Consider the following 15,354-nt stretch of genomic DNA (forward strand, 5'->3'; position numbering starts at 1 on the left):
CTAGGCCTGCTCGTGGGTCTGCGCAGGCTCGGCAGAGCTGCCGGGTGCCGCTGCCCTTGGCTTCTCGAAGAACAGCACGACGACCGCTCCCGCGAGGAAGGCGGTGATCGGCAGCAGCAGCGACTGCCCCAGGGCCGCGGAGAACCCCTCGGCGACCGCGGGCGGCAGCGCGCCGCTGCTCTGCTCTGCGGCATCCGCCGGCATGCCAGGCAGCTCGGCCGCGAGGCGCGAGCTGATGAGGGCGGCGATCGCGGCCGACCCGAGCACCGAGCCGACCTGGCGGGTCATGTTGTAGACGCCGGATCCCGCTCCAGCGAGTGCGGGAGGCAGGTTCCGCGTGGCGCTCGTCGCGAGCGGTGCCCAGAGGCCGGACATCCCGAGGCCGAGGAAGGCGGGTGGGATGAGCAGCTGCCAGAGCGGCGTGTCGGCCGTCATGAGCAGCGACATCCACCCGAGCGCGGCAGCCACGATGAGGAATCCCGCGAACGCGATCCAGCGGGGCTCGGTGCGGTCGGTGAGGCGGCCCACGAACGGCGCCATGACCCCGGACACGACGGCCATGGGAACCAGCATGAGCGCCGCCTGCGTCGGCTCGAGTGCGCGCGCCGTCTGGAAGTAGAACGCGATCGGGAGCGGCATGGAGACGATCGCGAGGCCCAGCACCGAGATGCCGAGGTTCGCGACCGTGAAGTTCCTGTCGCGGAAGAGCCCGAGCGGCAGGAGCGGCTCCTTGCGGTTGAAGCGCTGCCAGACGACGAAGCCGACGAGCACGACCACTCCGGAGACGATGAGTCCCCACACGGAGATGGGTCCGACGATCTGCCCCCAGTCGAACGTCTCGCCTTCCTGGATGCCGAACACGAGCAGGAAGAGACCCACCGCGCTGAGCACCACGCCCAGCCAGTCGAAGGAGTGCGCCTTGGTCTCGAGATCGGGCACGAGACGCCAGGCCAGGATGAACGCGACGACACCGACGGGCACGTTGACGAAGAAGATCCACTCCCAGCCGAGGCCGTCGACGAGGAACCCTCCGAGGATAGGGCCGACGAGGGTGGCGACTCCGGCGACCGCACCCCAGAGCCCCATGGCGGCACCTCGCTTGTCCGGCGCGAAGATCCGAGTGATGACCGACATGGTCTGCGGGGTCATGAGAGCGGCGCCGAGGCCCTGCACGGCACGCGCCGCGATGAGCATCCCGATGTCACCCGAGAAGCCGCACCAGAGTGATGCGAGGGTGAAGACGACGAGGCCGATGAGGTAGATGCGCTTCGGGCCGAAGCGGTCGCCGAGGCGACCGGTGATGAGCAGCGGCACGGCGTAGCTGAGCAGGTACGCGCTGGTCACCCAGATGACGGCGGTGATGTCGGTCTGGAGATCCCTGAGGATGGCCGGGTTCGCGATGGAGACGATCGTCGAGTCGACCAGGATCATGAAGAAGCCGATGACGAGGGCCCAGAGGGCGGGCCAGGGGCGGGAGACTGTTTCCACGAGGGTGGATGCTACGCCCCTTGTCGGGCCGTTGCGCGCCACGTGAGGAATAGCCGGCGGGCGGGGCGCGTTGTGCTCCCCGTACGCCCAGAGACAGGAGACGCATGCCAACCATCGACATCACCACCGAGACGTTCAAGGACACGGTTGCCTCCGAGGGCATCGTGCTCATCGACTTCTGGGCCGAATGGTGCGGCCCCTGCCGCCAGTTCGGTCCCATCTACTCCGCCGCTTCGGAGCGCCACGAGGACATCACGTTCGCGAAGGTCGACACGGAGAACAACCAGGAGCTGTCCGCGGGTCTGCAGATCACGTCGATCCCGACGCTGATGGCGTTCCGCGACGGCGTGCTGCTCTACCGCGAGGCCGGCGCCATGCCGCTCGCGGGGGTCGAGAAGCTCATCGAGGCCCTCGAGAACGTCGACATGGATCAGGTTCGCGCTGAGATCGCCGAGAAGTCGGGCGCTGCGCCCGCCAACGAGGCGCAGTAGGCCCAGAGCTTCTCCCCCAGCTCGGGGTCGTAGCTGCGCCAGTGCGAGGTGCCGATAACGGGCATTCCCCGCGTGAGGTGGGCGGGGACGATCGTCTCCCCGCCTGCCAGCTGCGGGTCGGTGACGGCCCTGAGCTGGCAGAGGGCACCCTCGTGCTTGCCTTGCGCCGCGAAGGCGAGGAGGCTGTCCAGGGTGCGCTTGCCGAGCGACGGTTCGTGGACGCCCGGGATCGTCGGGGTGAGACCGCCCGTCGAGTAGCCGGGATGCGCGACGAGGCTGCGCACGTGCCCGCCAGCGGCGCGCGCTCGACGGTCCCCCTCGATCGCGAGCACCTGCGTCGCGAGCTTCGACTGCGCGTAGGCGTTCCAGGACGTGTAGCCGCCGCGCAGCTGCACATCCTCGAGGTGTGCCCTCGTGAGGGCGGGCGCGATGCTGCCGAGCCACACGACCGCGGCGTCTTCTCGGAGCGTGGCCCCCACTGAGAGGTGGCTCAGGAGGGCGAAGTGGCCGAGCGCGTTCGTTGCGAAGACCCGCTCGATGCCGTCGCTCGTCTCTTCCCGCTCGGTCGGCGGATGCACGACTCCGGCGTTGAGGACAAGACCGTCGAACCCGGACCCAGCTGACGACGGGTCGCCGATGAGTGTGGACGCCGCGCCGCGGATCGCCTCGAGCTCCGCGATATCGAAGGCGAGGGTCGTGACGAGCTCGGATCGTCCCATGGCTGCGGCCGCAGCCTCGAGCCTCGCGGCGCTTCGTCCCGTGATGACGACGTTCGCGCCCCGGGCAGCCAGGCTCTTCGCCGTGAAGAAGCCGAGCCCCGTCGACGCGCCCGTGATGAGGTAGCGCCTGCCGGAGAGGTCGTGGGGCCCGAACTCAGCTGCGGCGCTCACGCGTCGTCGCCTTCATCGAAGTGCTCGTACCGCGGCATGGTCCGCTCCTCTTGGCTGTGGCTGAGAGATCCTGCCTCAGCAGTCTAGGAGCGTCAGATCTCCAGAGCTGGGGAGGCCTGCAGGTCGTAGCCGAACGCGTAGAGATGTACGACGACGCCGGGGGCGACCTCCTTGGGCCCCTCCCGGTCGGTGAGGTGCACGAAGCCAAGCCGCTCGTACAGGCGGTGGGCGCCGAGCATCTCCGGGCCACTGTTCATGACGACCCGCGACGCTCCCCGATCCCGCCCGAGGGCGATGACGTGGCCCGCGAGCGTCTGTCCGATGCCGCGCCCGCGCGCCTCGGGGGCTACGGCGAGCATCCTGAAGTCGAGCTCGCCCTGCCTTGCGAGCTGCGAGATCCGCTGCCCTGGTCGTGGCGTCCAGACGGATCCGAGGATCGTTCCGGTCGCGATGTCCTCGGCGACCCAGACCTCGTCTTCGCTGGCTCGGCTCGCGGCGTCCCGCAGGTCCTCGGCGTAGCTCGCCGTGACCACGTAGTCGTTGCTGTACGCGCGCTCGGTGAGGCGCCCGACCAGCTCGACCTCGTCGTGCCGAACCAGGCGGAGGCGAACGCCTTCGGTCTGCGTGAGGTCGTAGCGGTAGGCGAGCTCGGCTCCGAACGTCTCATCGTCAGTGTCGCGCCCCTTGACCCGCGAGAAACCGACTCGTTCCGCCAGCCGCCGCGCCTGCGAGTTCGAGACGCCGACATCGAGCACTGCCGCGCGGGCACCGCTCCGCCGGGCGAGGTCGAGAGCGGCGTGGACAAGCGCGTCTGCGACCCCCGCGCCGCGAGCTTCGGGGGCGACGGCGGTGAAGCGCAGCTCCGCCTCGTCACCGCGGGCGAGACGCGCCGGTTCGGTGCCGGCGCGCAGCAGCGTCGAGGTTCCAAGGATCTCGGGAGCGCCGTGCTCGGGTTCGTCCGTGACGGCGACGAGCACGGTCCCGGCTTCGCTGCGGGCGGCGACGTCGAGTTCGGCTGCCCGGCGGGACTCGCGCCAGCGCTCATTGCCGTGCCCGCCCGAATCGAACGATCGAACCGTGAGTGCCCCGATGGCGGCGAATTCGTCCGCTCGGGCCTCTCGAACGGTGAAGGTGCCAGGGTTCGTGTTCGTGTGGGGATCGACGCTTGGTGCGACGCTCATAGACCATCCAATACTTCTCCGGGCAAGCCGCGCCCGCATGTGCAACTGTCCAGCATACGACGCCGGAGGCACACGCGCGGCGGCAAGGGACCGCTCTGGAGTCAGCGCTCGTCGTCGTCAGGCGCGATGATGCGGTGCGAACCGGTCGCCGGATGCGCGGCCCTGGCCCGCACGGAGGCGAACTGGCTCTCGACGATGTCGGCGACGACGGCGATCGACTGCTCATCGAAGCGGTCGTGCTGCCCCTCGGCGACTTCCTGCGCGTCGACGTGGCGCAACCACGACGTGGTGGCGCTGACCGACGACGGTGTGTAGCCGTTCGTCTCGGCCACAGCACCGCCGAACAGGAACGCGACGGGAACACGGAGACCCGCGAGGGCGTCGCGTGAGGAGGAGCCATCGTCGTCGGCCAGCTGAGCGTCGCCGAGGCCGCCGTTGACGAGAACCAGGGCTCCGACACGTTCCGGGTGGGCGGCGGCGACCGCGACGGCGAGGTCCGCGCCCCTCTCCGTGCCGACGAGCACCGCTCGCTCGACGGAGAAGTGGTCCATCAGCTCGACGACCGCGTGCGCGGTCGTGTCTCTCGCCGCTCTCGAACGCTGCGGCCAGCCCAGATCGTCGATGGACGGCGCCAGGACGTGCGCATCCGGGAGGAGCCCGGCGAGCGTCTCGGCCGTGGCACCATGCGGCTCCCCGAGCAGCAGGAGATTGTCGTGCTTGCGTCCCTCTCTGGAGACGCGGACCAGCACTCCGACGCTGCCGCCGGTGAGGTCGACACTGAGCCCTCTTGGCAAGATCGAATGCGGTTCCGCCTTGGCGGAGCCGAGTGGTCGCAGCGCGCGAACGGGAGCGTCTGCCTCGTCACCCGTCATGCGATCCACTCCTTCGCTGGCTCTCAATGCTACGCACCCTCGCTCCAGCGTAGACGCGGCACCGTGTGCACCGCGGACAGCGCACCTCTCGGATACGCCCTCTGGCCCAGCCGCACCCCCGCGACTAAGGTAAACCTAACTCACGAAGGAGCGACCATGTCGAACATCACCACCACGCACGCCGCGAGCGGTCTCGTCAGGTCGCGCCTCGCGGCCAGAGAGCGCGTGAGCGAGCACGTCGTGCGCGTGACGCTGGAGGGCGATGACCTCGCCCGCTTCCAAGGCCTCGGCTTCGACCAGTGGTTCCGCCTGCTGCTCCCCCAGCAGGACGAGACCGTCTTCGATCGCGTGCCCGACCGCATCGACTTCAAGGGCTACCTCAAATATCTGCTCATCTCGCAGTCGACGCGCCCCGCCCTGCGCAACTACACCGTGCGCGAGTTCCGCCAAGCCCAACGACAGCTCGACATCGACGTGATCGTGCACGGCGACGCCGGCATCGCCGGCCCGTGGGCTCGCGACGCACAGATCGGAGCACCCGTCGCGCTCATCGACCAGGGCTGCGGATTCGTGCCACCAGCATCCACCGACTGGCAGCTGCTGGTCGCCGACGAGACCGGGATGCCCGCGATCGTCGGCATCCTCCGCGACCTGCCGAGGACAGCCCGCGGGCACGCGATCGTGGAGATCCCATCTCAAGGGGACGCGCAGCCCGTGGAACTGCCTTCGGGATTCACGCTCGACTGGGTGACACGCCCGGACGGGGCTCGCCCTGGCCAGACGGCGCTGCAGGCAGCACGAGACACCCGACTCGAGGGCTCGACGCCCTACGCCTTCGCCGTCGGCGAGTCGCAGCTCGCGACCGGCGTCCGCCGACACCTGGTCAGAGACCTCGCCGTACCGAAGACCCAGGTGACCTTCGCCGGCTACTGGAAACTCGGCCGCAGCGAAGCCGCGCAGGCCTGACCGAACGGTGGAAATCGAGTGCGTGACCCCGCGTGACTTTTCCGCGAGAAAACACCTTCGATTGCGGGCGCGGAGCGTGATAGCGTTGGTTTCACGCGCTGAGCGTCGGGAAGCCGTCCAGTAGCACCGCAGTTAGCACGGGTCGAGCGCGCGCCCCATCCGAATCGGAACTGCCCCCAGACAGCACCGAGCCCAAGAACTTATCCACCCCTTATCTTTGCTCTCCCACGGCGCCGTGGAAGAGCAGCCCGAATCGTCAGAGATTCGGCAGCGCATTCCTGCGCGAAATAAACCGTGCCTAATAAGCACAGATCCGTTCGCGGATCACCCGCCCGAAGTACGGGCTGCATAACAATGAAGGAAGAAAAACATGGCAACTGGCATCGTGAAGTGGTTCAACGCAGACAAGGGCTACGGCTTCATCGCTCCGGACGACGGAACGCCCGACGTCTTCGCGCACCACTCCGCAATCGACGTCCAGGGTTTCCGCACGCTTGAAGAGAACCAGCGCGTGGAGTTCGATGTGACCCAGGGACCCAAGGGTCTCCAGGCCGAGAGCATCCGCCCGCTCTAAATACAGGCTCTCAGCGGTCCCCGTCCTCTGACGGGATGACCACGCACAACGAGTGCGACCTTCGGGTCGCACTCGTTTTGTCTGTCCCGGCGAGTGCATCCCGTTGACCACTCACCACGAATGACCTCACGGTTCGCAAACCAGAAGCCGACTTCACCTCGCGCGCAGCCTCCGATCTGTCAACGACGACGATCGCGGCGAACCCCGTGTGCCCCATTGGTGAAGTGGGAGAGCAGAGCACTCGCCTCACCGACGCGGAATGGGCAGTTCCGTCTGCTCGCGCTGGCGGCTGGCGGCGCTTCTGGCTCCCGCCACCGAGGCCAGACACGATCCGCGTGAGGGCGGCATTCGTCGTTCACGGGGAGTCCTCCCCCGTGAGCCGAAGATCTGGTGTGTTCCAGGGTCGACTGGCAGGGAGGAAGGTATCCTTCTTGGGCGAGGCGCGGACCCCCGACCGCGAAATGCCTCGTTCACTACCAGCACCAGACCTCGAACGGAGCAACACTCCCTCCATGACCACTCCCCCCACGTGGCCTCATACCCCAGTCGTCCGCCCCAAGGACCGCAAGCAGCGCATCGAGTCCGCCGCCACTCAGGCATTCGCCCTGCGCGGCTACCACCAGGTGAGCATGAGCGACGTGGCAGCGTCGGTCGGCATCTCGGCCCCCGCCCTCTACCGTCACTTCGCGAACAAGTACGACCTCTTCAAGCACACGGCGTTCGGCATCGTCGACGCGGTCGAGACGGCCACCGACGACGCGGCAGAGAGCGCAGCGGTCATCGGCGCTCCCCCGGCCGAGCAGTCCTCTGCGCTGATCAGCGCGACGCTGGACAGCCTCATCAAGCGCCGCGGCACCGGAGAGATCATCCGCTGGGAGTCCCGCTACCTCGAGCCCGCCGACCGCGCGTCCGTCGACCAGCGCCTCGCCAAGGTCTACGGTCGCTTCTCGACAGTGCTCAAGGAACTGCGCCCGAACCTGCGTACCGAGGACGCCGCCTTGCAGAGTCGTGCGGCCTTCGCCGTGCTCGCGAGCGTCTCGATGCACCGCACCAGCATCTCGTCGGCCGCCGCCGACTACCTCCGTGCGGCTGCCCAGCGCGCCTTCGAGGCAGAGCTGCCCGAGATCGAGTCCTACGTCGCTCCCGCAACGACCGGAATCCCTTCCACGGCGAAGCGCGAGCAGATCGTCGCCCGGTCCATCGAGCTCTTCTTCGCGCGCGGATACAACCTCGTGAGCATCGAGGAGATCGGCGGTGCCGTCGGTATCACCGCCTCCGGCGTGTACCGGCACTTCGAGAGCAAGAGCGGCATCCTCGCCGCTGCGTGCTCACGTGCCGCCGAGTACCTCGGCCAGGTGACCCGCGAGGTCTTCGCCGCCGTCGACAGCCACGAAGCCGCGCTCGATGGCCTGATCGACGCCTACGTGGAAGCCCAGCTCGCGCACCACCGGCTGCTGCAGGTCTACATCGCCGAGTCGACGAACCTCGGCGACGACGAGCGGGAGCGTCTCATCGCGCTCCAGCGCGACCACGTCGAGGAGTGGGCAGGACTCCTGCGCGCCGTGAAGCCGCAGTTCTCCGCCTCGGAAGCGCGCTGCGTCGCGCACGCCGGATTCCACGTCGTGGACTCCCTCGGGCGAGTGCTCGCCTGGCAGGACACGCCGAGCAACCGAGCGCGCGTCGCCCACATGCTCCGCGCGGTCCTCGACGTCTGACGTTCGAGCACACCACGAGCCGTGGCCCGCCCCGTCCAGGGTGCGGGCCACATTCGTCTCTCGACCCGGCACCTCAGACGACGGTGCGCCCCTCACCGGCCCCGGTCGCACCTGCAGCCTCGGGACGGCCTGCCGCTCTGACCTGATCCGCCAGCAGCTGTGCGCCGCTCGTGGTGAGAGCACGGCGCCACGGCAGCACACCCTCGATCTCGATCTGGATGGACATGCTCAGCACCGTTCGGATCACGACGATGAGTCCCAGGATGAGAGCGTCCTCAAGCGAGGGCTTCGACGTGATCGTGCGGACGAGGTCGGCGGCAACGAGCACCTCCAGTCCGAGCAGGATGCCAGCTCCGAGCGAGGTGCGGAGCGTCGCGAGGGCGACCTTGCCGCCCTTCCCTCGCACGAGGGCCAGCACGGCGAGCACCACCGCGATGACGATGCCGATGACGATGGCCGACGCGCCGAGCGCCTCGACGACGACCGCGACGATCTCGAACACCTGGTCCATGGATTGCTGCATGCCTGCTCCTAGGAGGTCGGATCTGATCGGCGAGTGCGCCCCGCGAGAACGCCTGCGCATAGGAACGCCACGACTCCGGCGATCGGAACCACGATAAGCCCGACGCGGAGCGACGTCGCGTCGGCGAGCAGGCCGACGAGGGGCGGTGCGGCGAGGAAGCCGAGGCGCATGAGCCACGACACCAACGTGATGGCCGTGCCCGGCTTGAACCCTGGCAGCTCATCGGCCGCATGCAGGGCCGCGGGCACCAGCGTGGCGATTCCGAGACCAGCGGCCGCGAAGCCCGCGATCGTCCCCCCGACGCTCGGGAACAGCAGCGCGACGCCCATTCCGAGCGCGGTCACGAGGCCGCCCGCCTGCGCGACCCGCCGCTCGCCGAAGCGATCGACGAGCCGGTCCCCGAGCATCCGCCCCACGAACTGCGCGCCGACGAGTGCGATGAAGCCGAAGGCCGCGAGCGCCTGCGGGGCTTCGAGCGAACCGGAGAGGTAGAGCGCCGCCCAGGTGCTGCCCGAATCCTCGACGACCGAGCCCGCCACGGTGAGCAGCACGAGCGCGAGCAGCACCAGGTACTTCGCCGAACCGCCGCGTGCGGAAGTCCCGGCCTTGACGACCCTGATCCCCGCCGTCGTGACCTCGACGTCGTCGTGCTCCGGGCCGGGGATCATCCACCGGTAGGCGAGGACCGCGACGAGCGTGAACAGGGCGCCGCTGACGCCGAGGTGCAGCGGGAGCGGCACCTGGAGCGCCACCGCGGCGGCTCCCATGAGGCCGCCGAGCACGGCCCCGATCGACCAGATCGCATGGAAGCCGTTGATGATGGAGCGCCCGAAGCGACGCTGGACCCGCAGCCCGTGCGAGTTCTGCGCCACGTCAGTGAGTGCATCCGCCGCCCCACCGAACGCGAAGGCGGCCGCCAGCAGCAGTCCGTTGGGGGCGAAGCTCGCGGCGAACAGTGCGACGCTCGTGATGGCCGTGCCGGCCACGGCGAGACGCGATGACCAGAAGCGACGGATGAGCGCTGCGGCCGCCAGCCCCGCGAGAAGGGCCCCGCTCGGGTAGGCGGCGACGACGAGCCCGAACTCGACGTTGCTCAGCGCGAGCTCGGCCTTCAGCCCCGGATAGCGTGGCAGCAGATTCGCGAAGAGCGCCCCGTTGGTGAGGAACATGGCCGCGACTGCGATGCGCGCGCGCCGGTCAACCCGGGAGGTCACTCCCCGACCGCGATGTCATGGTTCTTGCTGAGCATGCAGCAATCCAAGCACAGCGCGAGCAGTACTCGCGGCGCTGGCTCATTCCACCGTCTGCGAGGCGCGGGGCGCCGCGAGGGCCGCGAACCGCTGGCCGGTCCAGGTCACGGCCGCCTCCAGCGGGCCGCGCCGCTGCCACCAGAAGAAGACCGCACCGACAGCCAGGGCCCCCGCCACGTGGATCAGCCAGATCGGGGCGCTCGAGACGAGCCAGAACAGCTCGGGGGCCTCCGCGAGCCACCCTCCGCTGACGAGGGTCGTGTAGGTCACACCCGCGACGACCACATGCAGCGCGTAGATGGTGAGCGGTGTTGCCCCAGCGCCCAGCGCGGGTCCGAGCACGCGGATGGCCGTGTCGCCGAGTCGGAGGCAGACAGCCAGGCACAGGCCGATCGCGATGAGCGAGGTGCCGGCTGTGATAGCGAGATCGAACGTCGTTCCCGAGTGCGGCGCGGGTGAGGCGAGGAACCAGCTGCTCTCCGTCGGCGTGGTGCCGAACGCCGCCGAGTAGAAGAGCTCGGAGGCCTGCGCCCCCGTGCCTGTCGAGGCGCCGATCGAGTTGAGGCCGCCGAAGGGGCCCGCCAGCAGCATGCTGATGCCGACTCCGACCAGCGCGAGGAGCGCGCCGACTGCCGTGAGTCCGAGGCTCAGCTGCAGGATCGTGCCTCGTTCTCGGGCCGCCAGCAGCATCCGCCCGACCACCATGCCGACGATCGCGTAGACCACCCAGGTGAGCACGGGGTAGGTGCCCGTCACGAAGAGTCCGCGGAGCAGCTCGAGCGGATGTGCCAGGTCGAACCAGTTCGGCGTTCCGAGCTCAGAGCCCACGTTGAGCGGCGCCCGCAGCAGCATGGAGAGGAAGGGCCACAGGCCGGCCCACGCGGTCGCGACCATGAGCAGGGAGAGGTTCGAGAGCCGCAGCAGTGGGACGAGGAGCCAGAAGACGAGCCCGTAGTAGACGAGGATCACGGCGATCGGTGTGGGGACGAGACCGAGCGTCATGCCGATCAGCATGAGGGCGAGGCCGCGCCCGAAGACGTTGAGGGCCGCGGCGCCGAACGCTCGGCGCTCGCGCTGTCGCTGCGTCGTCAGCACGACCCCGATGCCTGCGAGCACGGCGAACAGGGCTGCGGCCTTGCCGCCGAGGAACGCGGCCAGCGCCGGCGTCGAACCGTCGGCGTTCGTGACCCAGACGTGGGTCGCCATCATGCCGATGAGCGCGAGGAACCTCGCAAGGTCCAGGCCGGAGATGCGTCCGCCGCGCCGAGAGCCCGCGCCGCCCCCGATCCGCCGGCGACCGAGAGAGGAGGTGGCCGGGTTGCCTGCGGGGTTCGGGGCGCTCACACCCTCACGCTACCGGCAGAGGGCACCGCGCCGCACACCGCAGACGGGCCCGGGCCTCAGGCGCGGAGGATCTTCTCCATCGCCTTGCCCTTGGCCAGCTCGTCGACGAGCTTGTCGAGGTAGCGGATCTCCTGCATGAGGGGCTCCTCGATCTCCTCGACGCGGATGCCGCAGACGACCCCGGTGATGAGCGAGCGCTTCGGCTGCATGAGCGGCGCATCGCGGAAGAACGCCTCGAAGTCGACGCGCGTCTCGATCGTGCCACCGAGCTGCTCTTCGCTGTAGCCGGTGAGCCAGCGGATGATCTCGTCGACCTCGGCCTTGGTGCGTCCTTTGCGCTCCGCCTTCGCCACGTAGTGGGGGTAGACGTCCGCGAACGCGGTTCCGTAGATGCGATGCCCGGCCATGTCAGCTCCTCCGTGTCGTCGCGATCCTACCGGCGTCACATGCCGTCACCCGGTGTCATCTCGGAAGAGCCGCCACCCTCCGCGAGTTGTCTCGAGCATGACAACTCTTGGAATCATCGGAGCAGGGAACATCGGCAGCCAGGTCGCGCGCAAGGCGATCGAGGCGGGCTACGACGTGGTCATCGGCAACTCGCGCGGACCGGAGACGCTCGCCGCGCTGGTGGCGGAGCTCGGACCGAATGCCCGCGCAGCGACCGCGCTCGACGTCGCGGAGGCCGCCGACGTCGCGGTCGTGACGGTGCCGCTGCACGCGTACCAGAGCATCCCCGTCGACGCCCTCGCCGGCAAGATCGTGCTCGACACCAACAACTACTACCCGCAGCGCGACGGCAGCATCACCGAGCTCGACGATGAGTCGACCACAACTGCCGAGCTCCTCCAGGCGCACCTGCCCGGATCCCGCGTCGTCAAGGCCTTCAACCACATCGCCGCGGCCGACATCACGGCCGACGCTCGCCCAGCGGGTTCCGATTCGCGTCGCGCGCTCGTCGCGGCGAGCGACAGCGACGAGGCGCTGGAGTTCGCGCGCGGTCTCTACGACCAGTTCGGGTTCGACGCCGTCGCGCTCACCCCGCTCTCGGAGGGCTGGCGCATCCAGCGAGACACCCCGGGTTACGGAGCTAAGGCGTCCGAGGCGGAGCTGCGGGACCTGGTCGCGGCCGCCAAGCGGTATCGCGAGACCGCCTGAGCGCATCCGACCGGCGCTGGCCGTCCTGACTCGTGCACTCAGCCCGGCTCGCGCATCGCGCGTGGCGGAGCTGCCTCTGCTCCGCCTCGGGCCTGGGCGCCGACCTGGCGTGGTGCCGGGTAGCTGAGCCGCGCGATCTCCGCGCTGCCGTCCAGGTTGCAGGACTCGACGAGCACCGTCACCCCGGCGAGCACCCGAGTCGGCATCAGCGCCGGAATGCGCCCGTCCCCCAACGCGCGCAGGAGGCGGCGCGTCGAACGACGCACCGCATGGGTCTCCAGCAGCGAGCCGCCTTCTCTCAGGGCTGCCGCCACTGCCCGCACCGTCGGCGCGTCGACTCGACGCCCGACGAGTCCCTCACGGGTGGCACGCGCTGCGCGCTTCCATGCGCGCCGCGTCCCCGCGCCAAGGACCAACGTCCGAATGCCTCCCTGGTGACGAACGTCGAGCAGGGACAGCGGCGCAAGGACTCGCCGAAAACCGCAGCGCTGATACATATCTTCCCCCTCGAACGATCAGAGACTAGCGAAGCGCACCCGGGACGCAGCCGCGCTCCATCAGACCGGCGGTATTCGCGTCGAAAATGCACCAATTCGCAATGCTCTGGTCGTATTCGGGCGGCATTCCCGGCAAGCGCGCCGTCGGCAGAGAGGACGATCCAAGAACCCCGACGGCTCGTGCCGGCCGCGCGGGTCACCGCGGAGGTGGGAGCGCAAGGCACGCCAACGCGGCAGCTCAAAGATCGGAACTCATGCCCACCCAGAACCACGTCCGCGGAGACCGGACACCAGCAGACAAAGAAGCCCGCCGGAGACCGGCGGGCTTCTTGTGTCTGGTGGACCTAAGGAGATTCGAACTCCTGACCTCCTCGATGCGAACGAGGCGCGCTACCAACTGCGCCATAGGCCCTGACGAACGGAAACTCTACCACCAGGCGCCCGACACCGCCAATCTCGCGGGAGCCCCACAGGCGACCATGAGCGCAGCGCCGACCAGCCATCACTCCTCGGCATCGCCAAAAGATGAGCTCGCAAGCGCAGAATTCCTGTACGCTTCTTGACTTCGCATATAAGAGCGTTGGAACGGTCCGAGCATGTGTAGCATGTCAGATTATGCACACCGCCGGACCGCTGCCCACATGGCAACCTGACCCTCGCACCCTCGTGCTCAAACCAGATATCTCGCCTCCTGCGTCGCTGCTCCCCGCGGCGACAGCGGCGCCCCGGCAGGAATCCGGCCAGCCACTCGAGTGGGGACCTCACTCCCACCCCGTCAGCCAGCTCCTCTCCGTGCAACGTGGAGTCCTGAAGCTCATCGTCGAACGAAGCGCCTGGGTCGTGCCGCCGCACTTCGCCGTCTGGGTCCCGGCGGGCACACCCCACACGAGCCGCGCATCGGCGCAGTGCGAATTCCAGGCAACATTCTTCTCGGAGCGCGAATCGTACCTCCGACCGCGCGAAGCGTACGGGGTCACCGTCACACCCCTGCTCCACGAGCTCCTCACACGACTCGCGGCCGAGGGCATCTCGCAGGTGCAGCGTCGCAACATCGAACGAGTCCTGTTCGACAACCTCGACCCGGCCAGCCACGATCTCCGGGTCCGCATGCCTCGTGACCGGCGCATCGTCCCCATCGCGGATGCGCTCAGGGCACAACCGGGTGACCGCACGTCGCTCGAGGAGTGGGCCCTCTCCCTCGAGGTCAGCAGCAAGACGCTGGCGCGCATCTTCCAGAACGAGACGGGCGTCTCCTTCCACAGCTGGCGCCAGATGGTCCGAGTGCAGTCCGCGCTCGAGCAGCTCTCGAACGGGTCGAGCGTCGCCCTCGTGGCACGCTCGCTCGGCTACGCGCAGACGAGCACCTTCATCGATGCCTTCCGACGAGTCCTCGATGTCACGCCGGGCCACTACCGCGCGCGGGCCCTCACCGTCTGAGCGCCTTCCGGACGCGCGAAGCAGCGGAACCGCAGCGGCGGCTAGTCGCCGTTCGGGGCAGACGTGAAGTTGGGCCCACCGGTTGGCTTCGGCTCGGGCTTCGGATCCTTGGAGGGCTCAGGAGCGGACGTCTCCGAGGGTGCTGGCGCCTGAGTCAGCTGAGGCGCCTCCGTTGCGGGCGGCTGGGTCGCTGCGGAACTCGTCGGAGCTGGGGCGGCCGTCGTGGGCGCCGGTGGAACGTACGTCCTCCGGTTCCCGAAGTGCTCGGCGCGCGCGTCACCGACAACCTGGGGGATCTCGATGACGGCAGACACGAGCGCCGTGAGGTCCTGCCCGTCCGCATTCTCCCGAACGATCGCGATCAGCTCAGCCAGGCGCTCGTCGGTCTCGTACTCGGACTGGACGTATTCCTCGACCTGCGTCTCGGCGGCCGTCGCGACGCGCTGCGAGTATTCCGATACGAAGTACGGCACGGCCGCCGCCATCGTCGTGGCAGCACCGGCGGCATCATTCACGTTGATCTGCTCACGAGCTTCGGTCAGCATGTCGCCCATCTTCGTCTTCGACTCATCCGTGACGAGGCCGTTCGACATGACATAGGCGGGCTCGATGGCATCGACCTGCGCGCTGACCGCGAGAGTCTCGGCGCTCAGCACCACAACGGCTGGCTGGTCGGGAGCAGCGGTGGAGGCCGCGAGGGATTCCTTGCGGACCGTCGCGAAGGAGCCGATCGCAACGGGGATGACGACGACCACGACGAGGAGGGCGACAGCCGCGACGAACCAGCTCACGCGAGCAGCGGACGGCGCCGCCCGGAACCGTGCGAAGGGGCCGCCGAGCACCAGGCGCGCGTTCGTCGCGCCAGTGCGGTCAAGCGTCTCGTCGCCCGCCGCGAAGATGCCGTTCGGCACATCGATCGATGCGTTGTCGGTCAGCGCGAAAGGATCGCCGTCTACTGGTGAAGCCATGAT

Annotated in this window: 16 protein-coding genes and 1 tRNA gene; 6 read left to right on the forward strand and 11 right to left on the reverse strand. The window is 68.8% G+C overall.

The annotated features are described in order from the left end of the window. On the reverse strand, positions 1-1,488 hold the full coding sequence (locus C5E05_RS04605; protein ID WP_104341253.1) for an MDR family MFS transporter: 1,488 nt from the start codon (positions 1,486-1,488) through the stop codon (positions 1-3). A gap of 104 nt (positions 1,489-1,592) precedes the next feature. Between C5E05_RS04605 and trxA the strand changes: the two genes are divergently transcribed. Next, a complete protein-coding gene (gene trxA / locus C5E05_RS04610) occupies positions 1,593-1,979 on the forward strand; it encodes a thioredoxin (protein ID WP_104241786.1) in 387 nt (128 codons plus the stop codon). On the opposite strand, the gene C5E05_RS04615 is transcribed toward trxA, so the two are convergent. The 3 genes from C5E05_RS04615 to C5E05_RS04625 all read right to left on the reverse strand — a co-directional run bounded on the left by C5E05_RS04615 (position 1,919) and on the right by C5E05_RS04625 (position 4,922). Then, a complete protein-coding gene (locus tag C5E05_RS04615) occupies positions 1,919-2,869 on the reverse strand; it encodes an SDR family NAD(P)-dependent oxidoreductase (RefSeq protein WP_104307042.1) in 951 nt (316 codons plus the stop codon). The two genes, trxA and C5E05_RS04615, sit on opposite strands and share 61 nt — an antisense overlap. A gap of 92 nt (positions 2,870-2,961) precedes the next feature. Further along, positions 2,962-4,050 (reverse strand): GNAT family N-acetyltransferase, encoded by a 1,089-nt coding sequence (locus C5E05_RS04620; protein WP_181059361.1) that lies wholly within the window; start codon positions 4,048-4,050, stop codon positions 2,962-2,964. A 101-nt stretch (positions 4,051-4,151) separates the two neighbouring features. Continuing rightward, on the reverse strand, positions 4,152-4,922 hold the full coding sequence (locus tag C5E05_RS04625) for an alpha/beta fold hydrolase (protein ID WP_104341254.1): 771 nt from the start codon (positions 4,920-4,922) through the stop codon (positions 4,152-4,154). A 156-nt stretch (positions 4,923-5,078) separates the two neighbouring features. Here C5E05_RS04625 and C5E05_RS04630 point away from each other — a divergent pair, with 156 nt between their 5' ends. From C5E05_RS04630 to C5E05_RS04640, 3 genes are all read left to right on the forward strand, one after another. Further along, positions 5,079-5,888 carry a siderophore-interacting protein gene (locus C5E05_RS04630; protein WP_104341255.1) on the forward strand — a complete coding sequence of 270 codons (810 nt, stop codon included), beginning with the start codon at positions 5,079-5,081 and terminating at the stop codon, positions 5,886-5,888. Between the two features lie 370 nt (positions 5,889-6,258). Further along, positions 6,259-6,462 (forward strand): cold-shock protein, encoded by a 204-nt coding sequence (locus C5E05_RS04635; RefSeq protein ID WP_068478769.1) that lies wholly within the window; start codon positions 6,259-6,261, stop codon positions 6,460-6,462. Between the two features lie 512 nt (positions 6,463-6,974). After that, positions 6,975-8,177, forward strand: a complete 1,203-nt coding sequence (locus C5E05_RS04640) for a TetR/AcrR family transcriptional regulator (protein ID WP_181057907.1) — start codon at positions 6,975-6,977, stop codon at positions 8,175-8,177. 73 nt (positions 8,178-8,250) lie between these two features. Here C5E05_RS04640 and C5E05_RS04645 read toward each other — a convergent pair whose 3' ends face one another. From C5E05_RS04645 to C5E05_RS04660, 4 genes are all read right to left on the reverse strand, one after another. Continuing rightward, positions 8,251-8,700 carry a DUF1622 domain-containing protein gene (locus C5E05_RS04645; RefSeq protein ID WP_104341256.1) on the reverse strand — a complete coding sequence of 150 codons (450 nt, stop codon included), beginning with the start codon at positions 8,698-8,700 and terminating at the stop codon, positions 8,251-8,253. Positions 8,701-8,708: 8 nt separating this feature from the next. After that, positions 8,709-9,914 (reverse strand): MFS transporter, encoded by a 1,206-nt coding sequence (locus C5E05_RS04650; RefSeq protein WP_308471364.1) that lies wholly within the window; start codon positions 9,912-9,914, stop codon positions 8,709-8,711. A gap of 78 nt (positions 9,915-9,992) precedes the next feature. After that, the gene (locus C5E05_RS04655) at positions 9,993-11,294 is read right to left on the reverse strand and encodes a heparan-alpha-glucosaminide N-acetyltransferase domain-containing protein (RefSeq protein WP_104299293.1); all 1,302 of its coding nucleotides are present in this window, start codon (positions 11,292-11,294) and stop codon (positions 9,993-9,995) included. Between the two features lie 56 nt (positions 11,295-11,350). Further along, on the reverse strand, positions 11,351-11,701 hold the full coding sequence (locus tag C5E05_RS04660) for a DUF2200 domain-containing protein (RefSeq protein WP_104241802.1): 351 nt from the start codon (positions 11,699-11,701) through the stop codon (positions 11,351-11,353). Between the two features lie 97 nt (positions 11,702-11,798). Here C5E05_RS04660 and C5E05_RS04665 point away from each other — a divergent pair, with 97 nt between their 5' ends. Next, entirely contained in the window at positions 11,799-12,449 is a 651-nt protein-coding gene (locus C5E05_RS04665; protein ID WP_104241804.1) for an NADPH-dependent F420 reductase, read from the forward strand. A 38-nt stretch (positions 12,450-12,487) separates the two neighbouring features. Here C5E05_RS04665 and C5E05_RS04670 read toward each other — a convergent pair whose 3' ends face one another. Continuing rightward, positions 12,488-12,763 (reverse strand): hypothetical protein, encoded by a 276-nt coding sequence (locus C5E05_RS04670; protein ID WP_104341257.1) that lies wholly within the window; start codon positions 12,761-12,763, stop codon positions 12,488-12,490. Positions 12,764-13,282: 519 nt separating this feature from the next. Beyond that, a tRNA-Ala gene (locus C5E05_RS04675) sits at positions 13,283-13,358 on the reverse strand. 254 nt (positions 13,359-13,612) lie between these two features. Here C5E05_RS04675 and C5E05_RS04680 point away from each other — a divergent pair. Beyond that, a complete protein-coding gene (locus C5E05_RS04680; RefSeq protein ID WP_181059363.1) occupies positions 13,613-14,383 on the forward strand; it encodes an AraC family transcriptional regulator in 771 nt (256 codons plus the stop codon). Positions 14,384-14,424: 41 nt separating this feature from the next. Here the strand turns inward: C5E05_RS04680 and C5E05_RS04685 are convergent, their stop codons facing one another. Next, positions 14,425-15,351 (reverse strand): hypothetical protein, encoded by a 927-nt coding sequence (locus C5E05_RS04685; RefSeq protein ID WP_104341259.1) that lies wholly within the window; start codon positions 15,349-15,351, stop codon positions 14,425-14,427. Positions 15,352-15,354 lie beyond the last annotated feature (3 nt).

The sequence above is a fragment of the Pseudoclavibacter sp. AY1H1 genome, from assembly GCF_002931055.1.
Classification (GTDB): Bacteria; Actinomycetota; Actinomycetes; order Actinomycetales; family Microbacteriaceae; genus Pseudoclavibacter.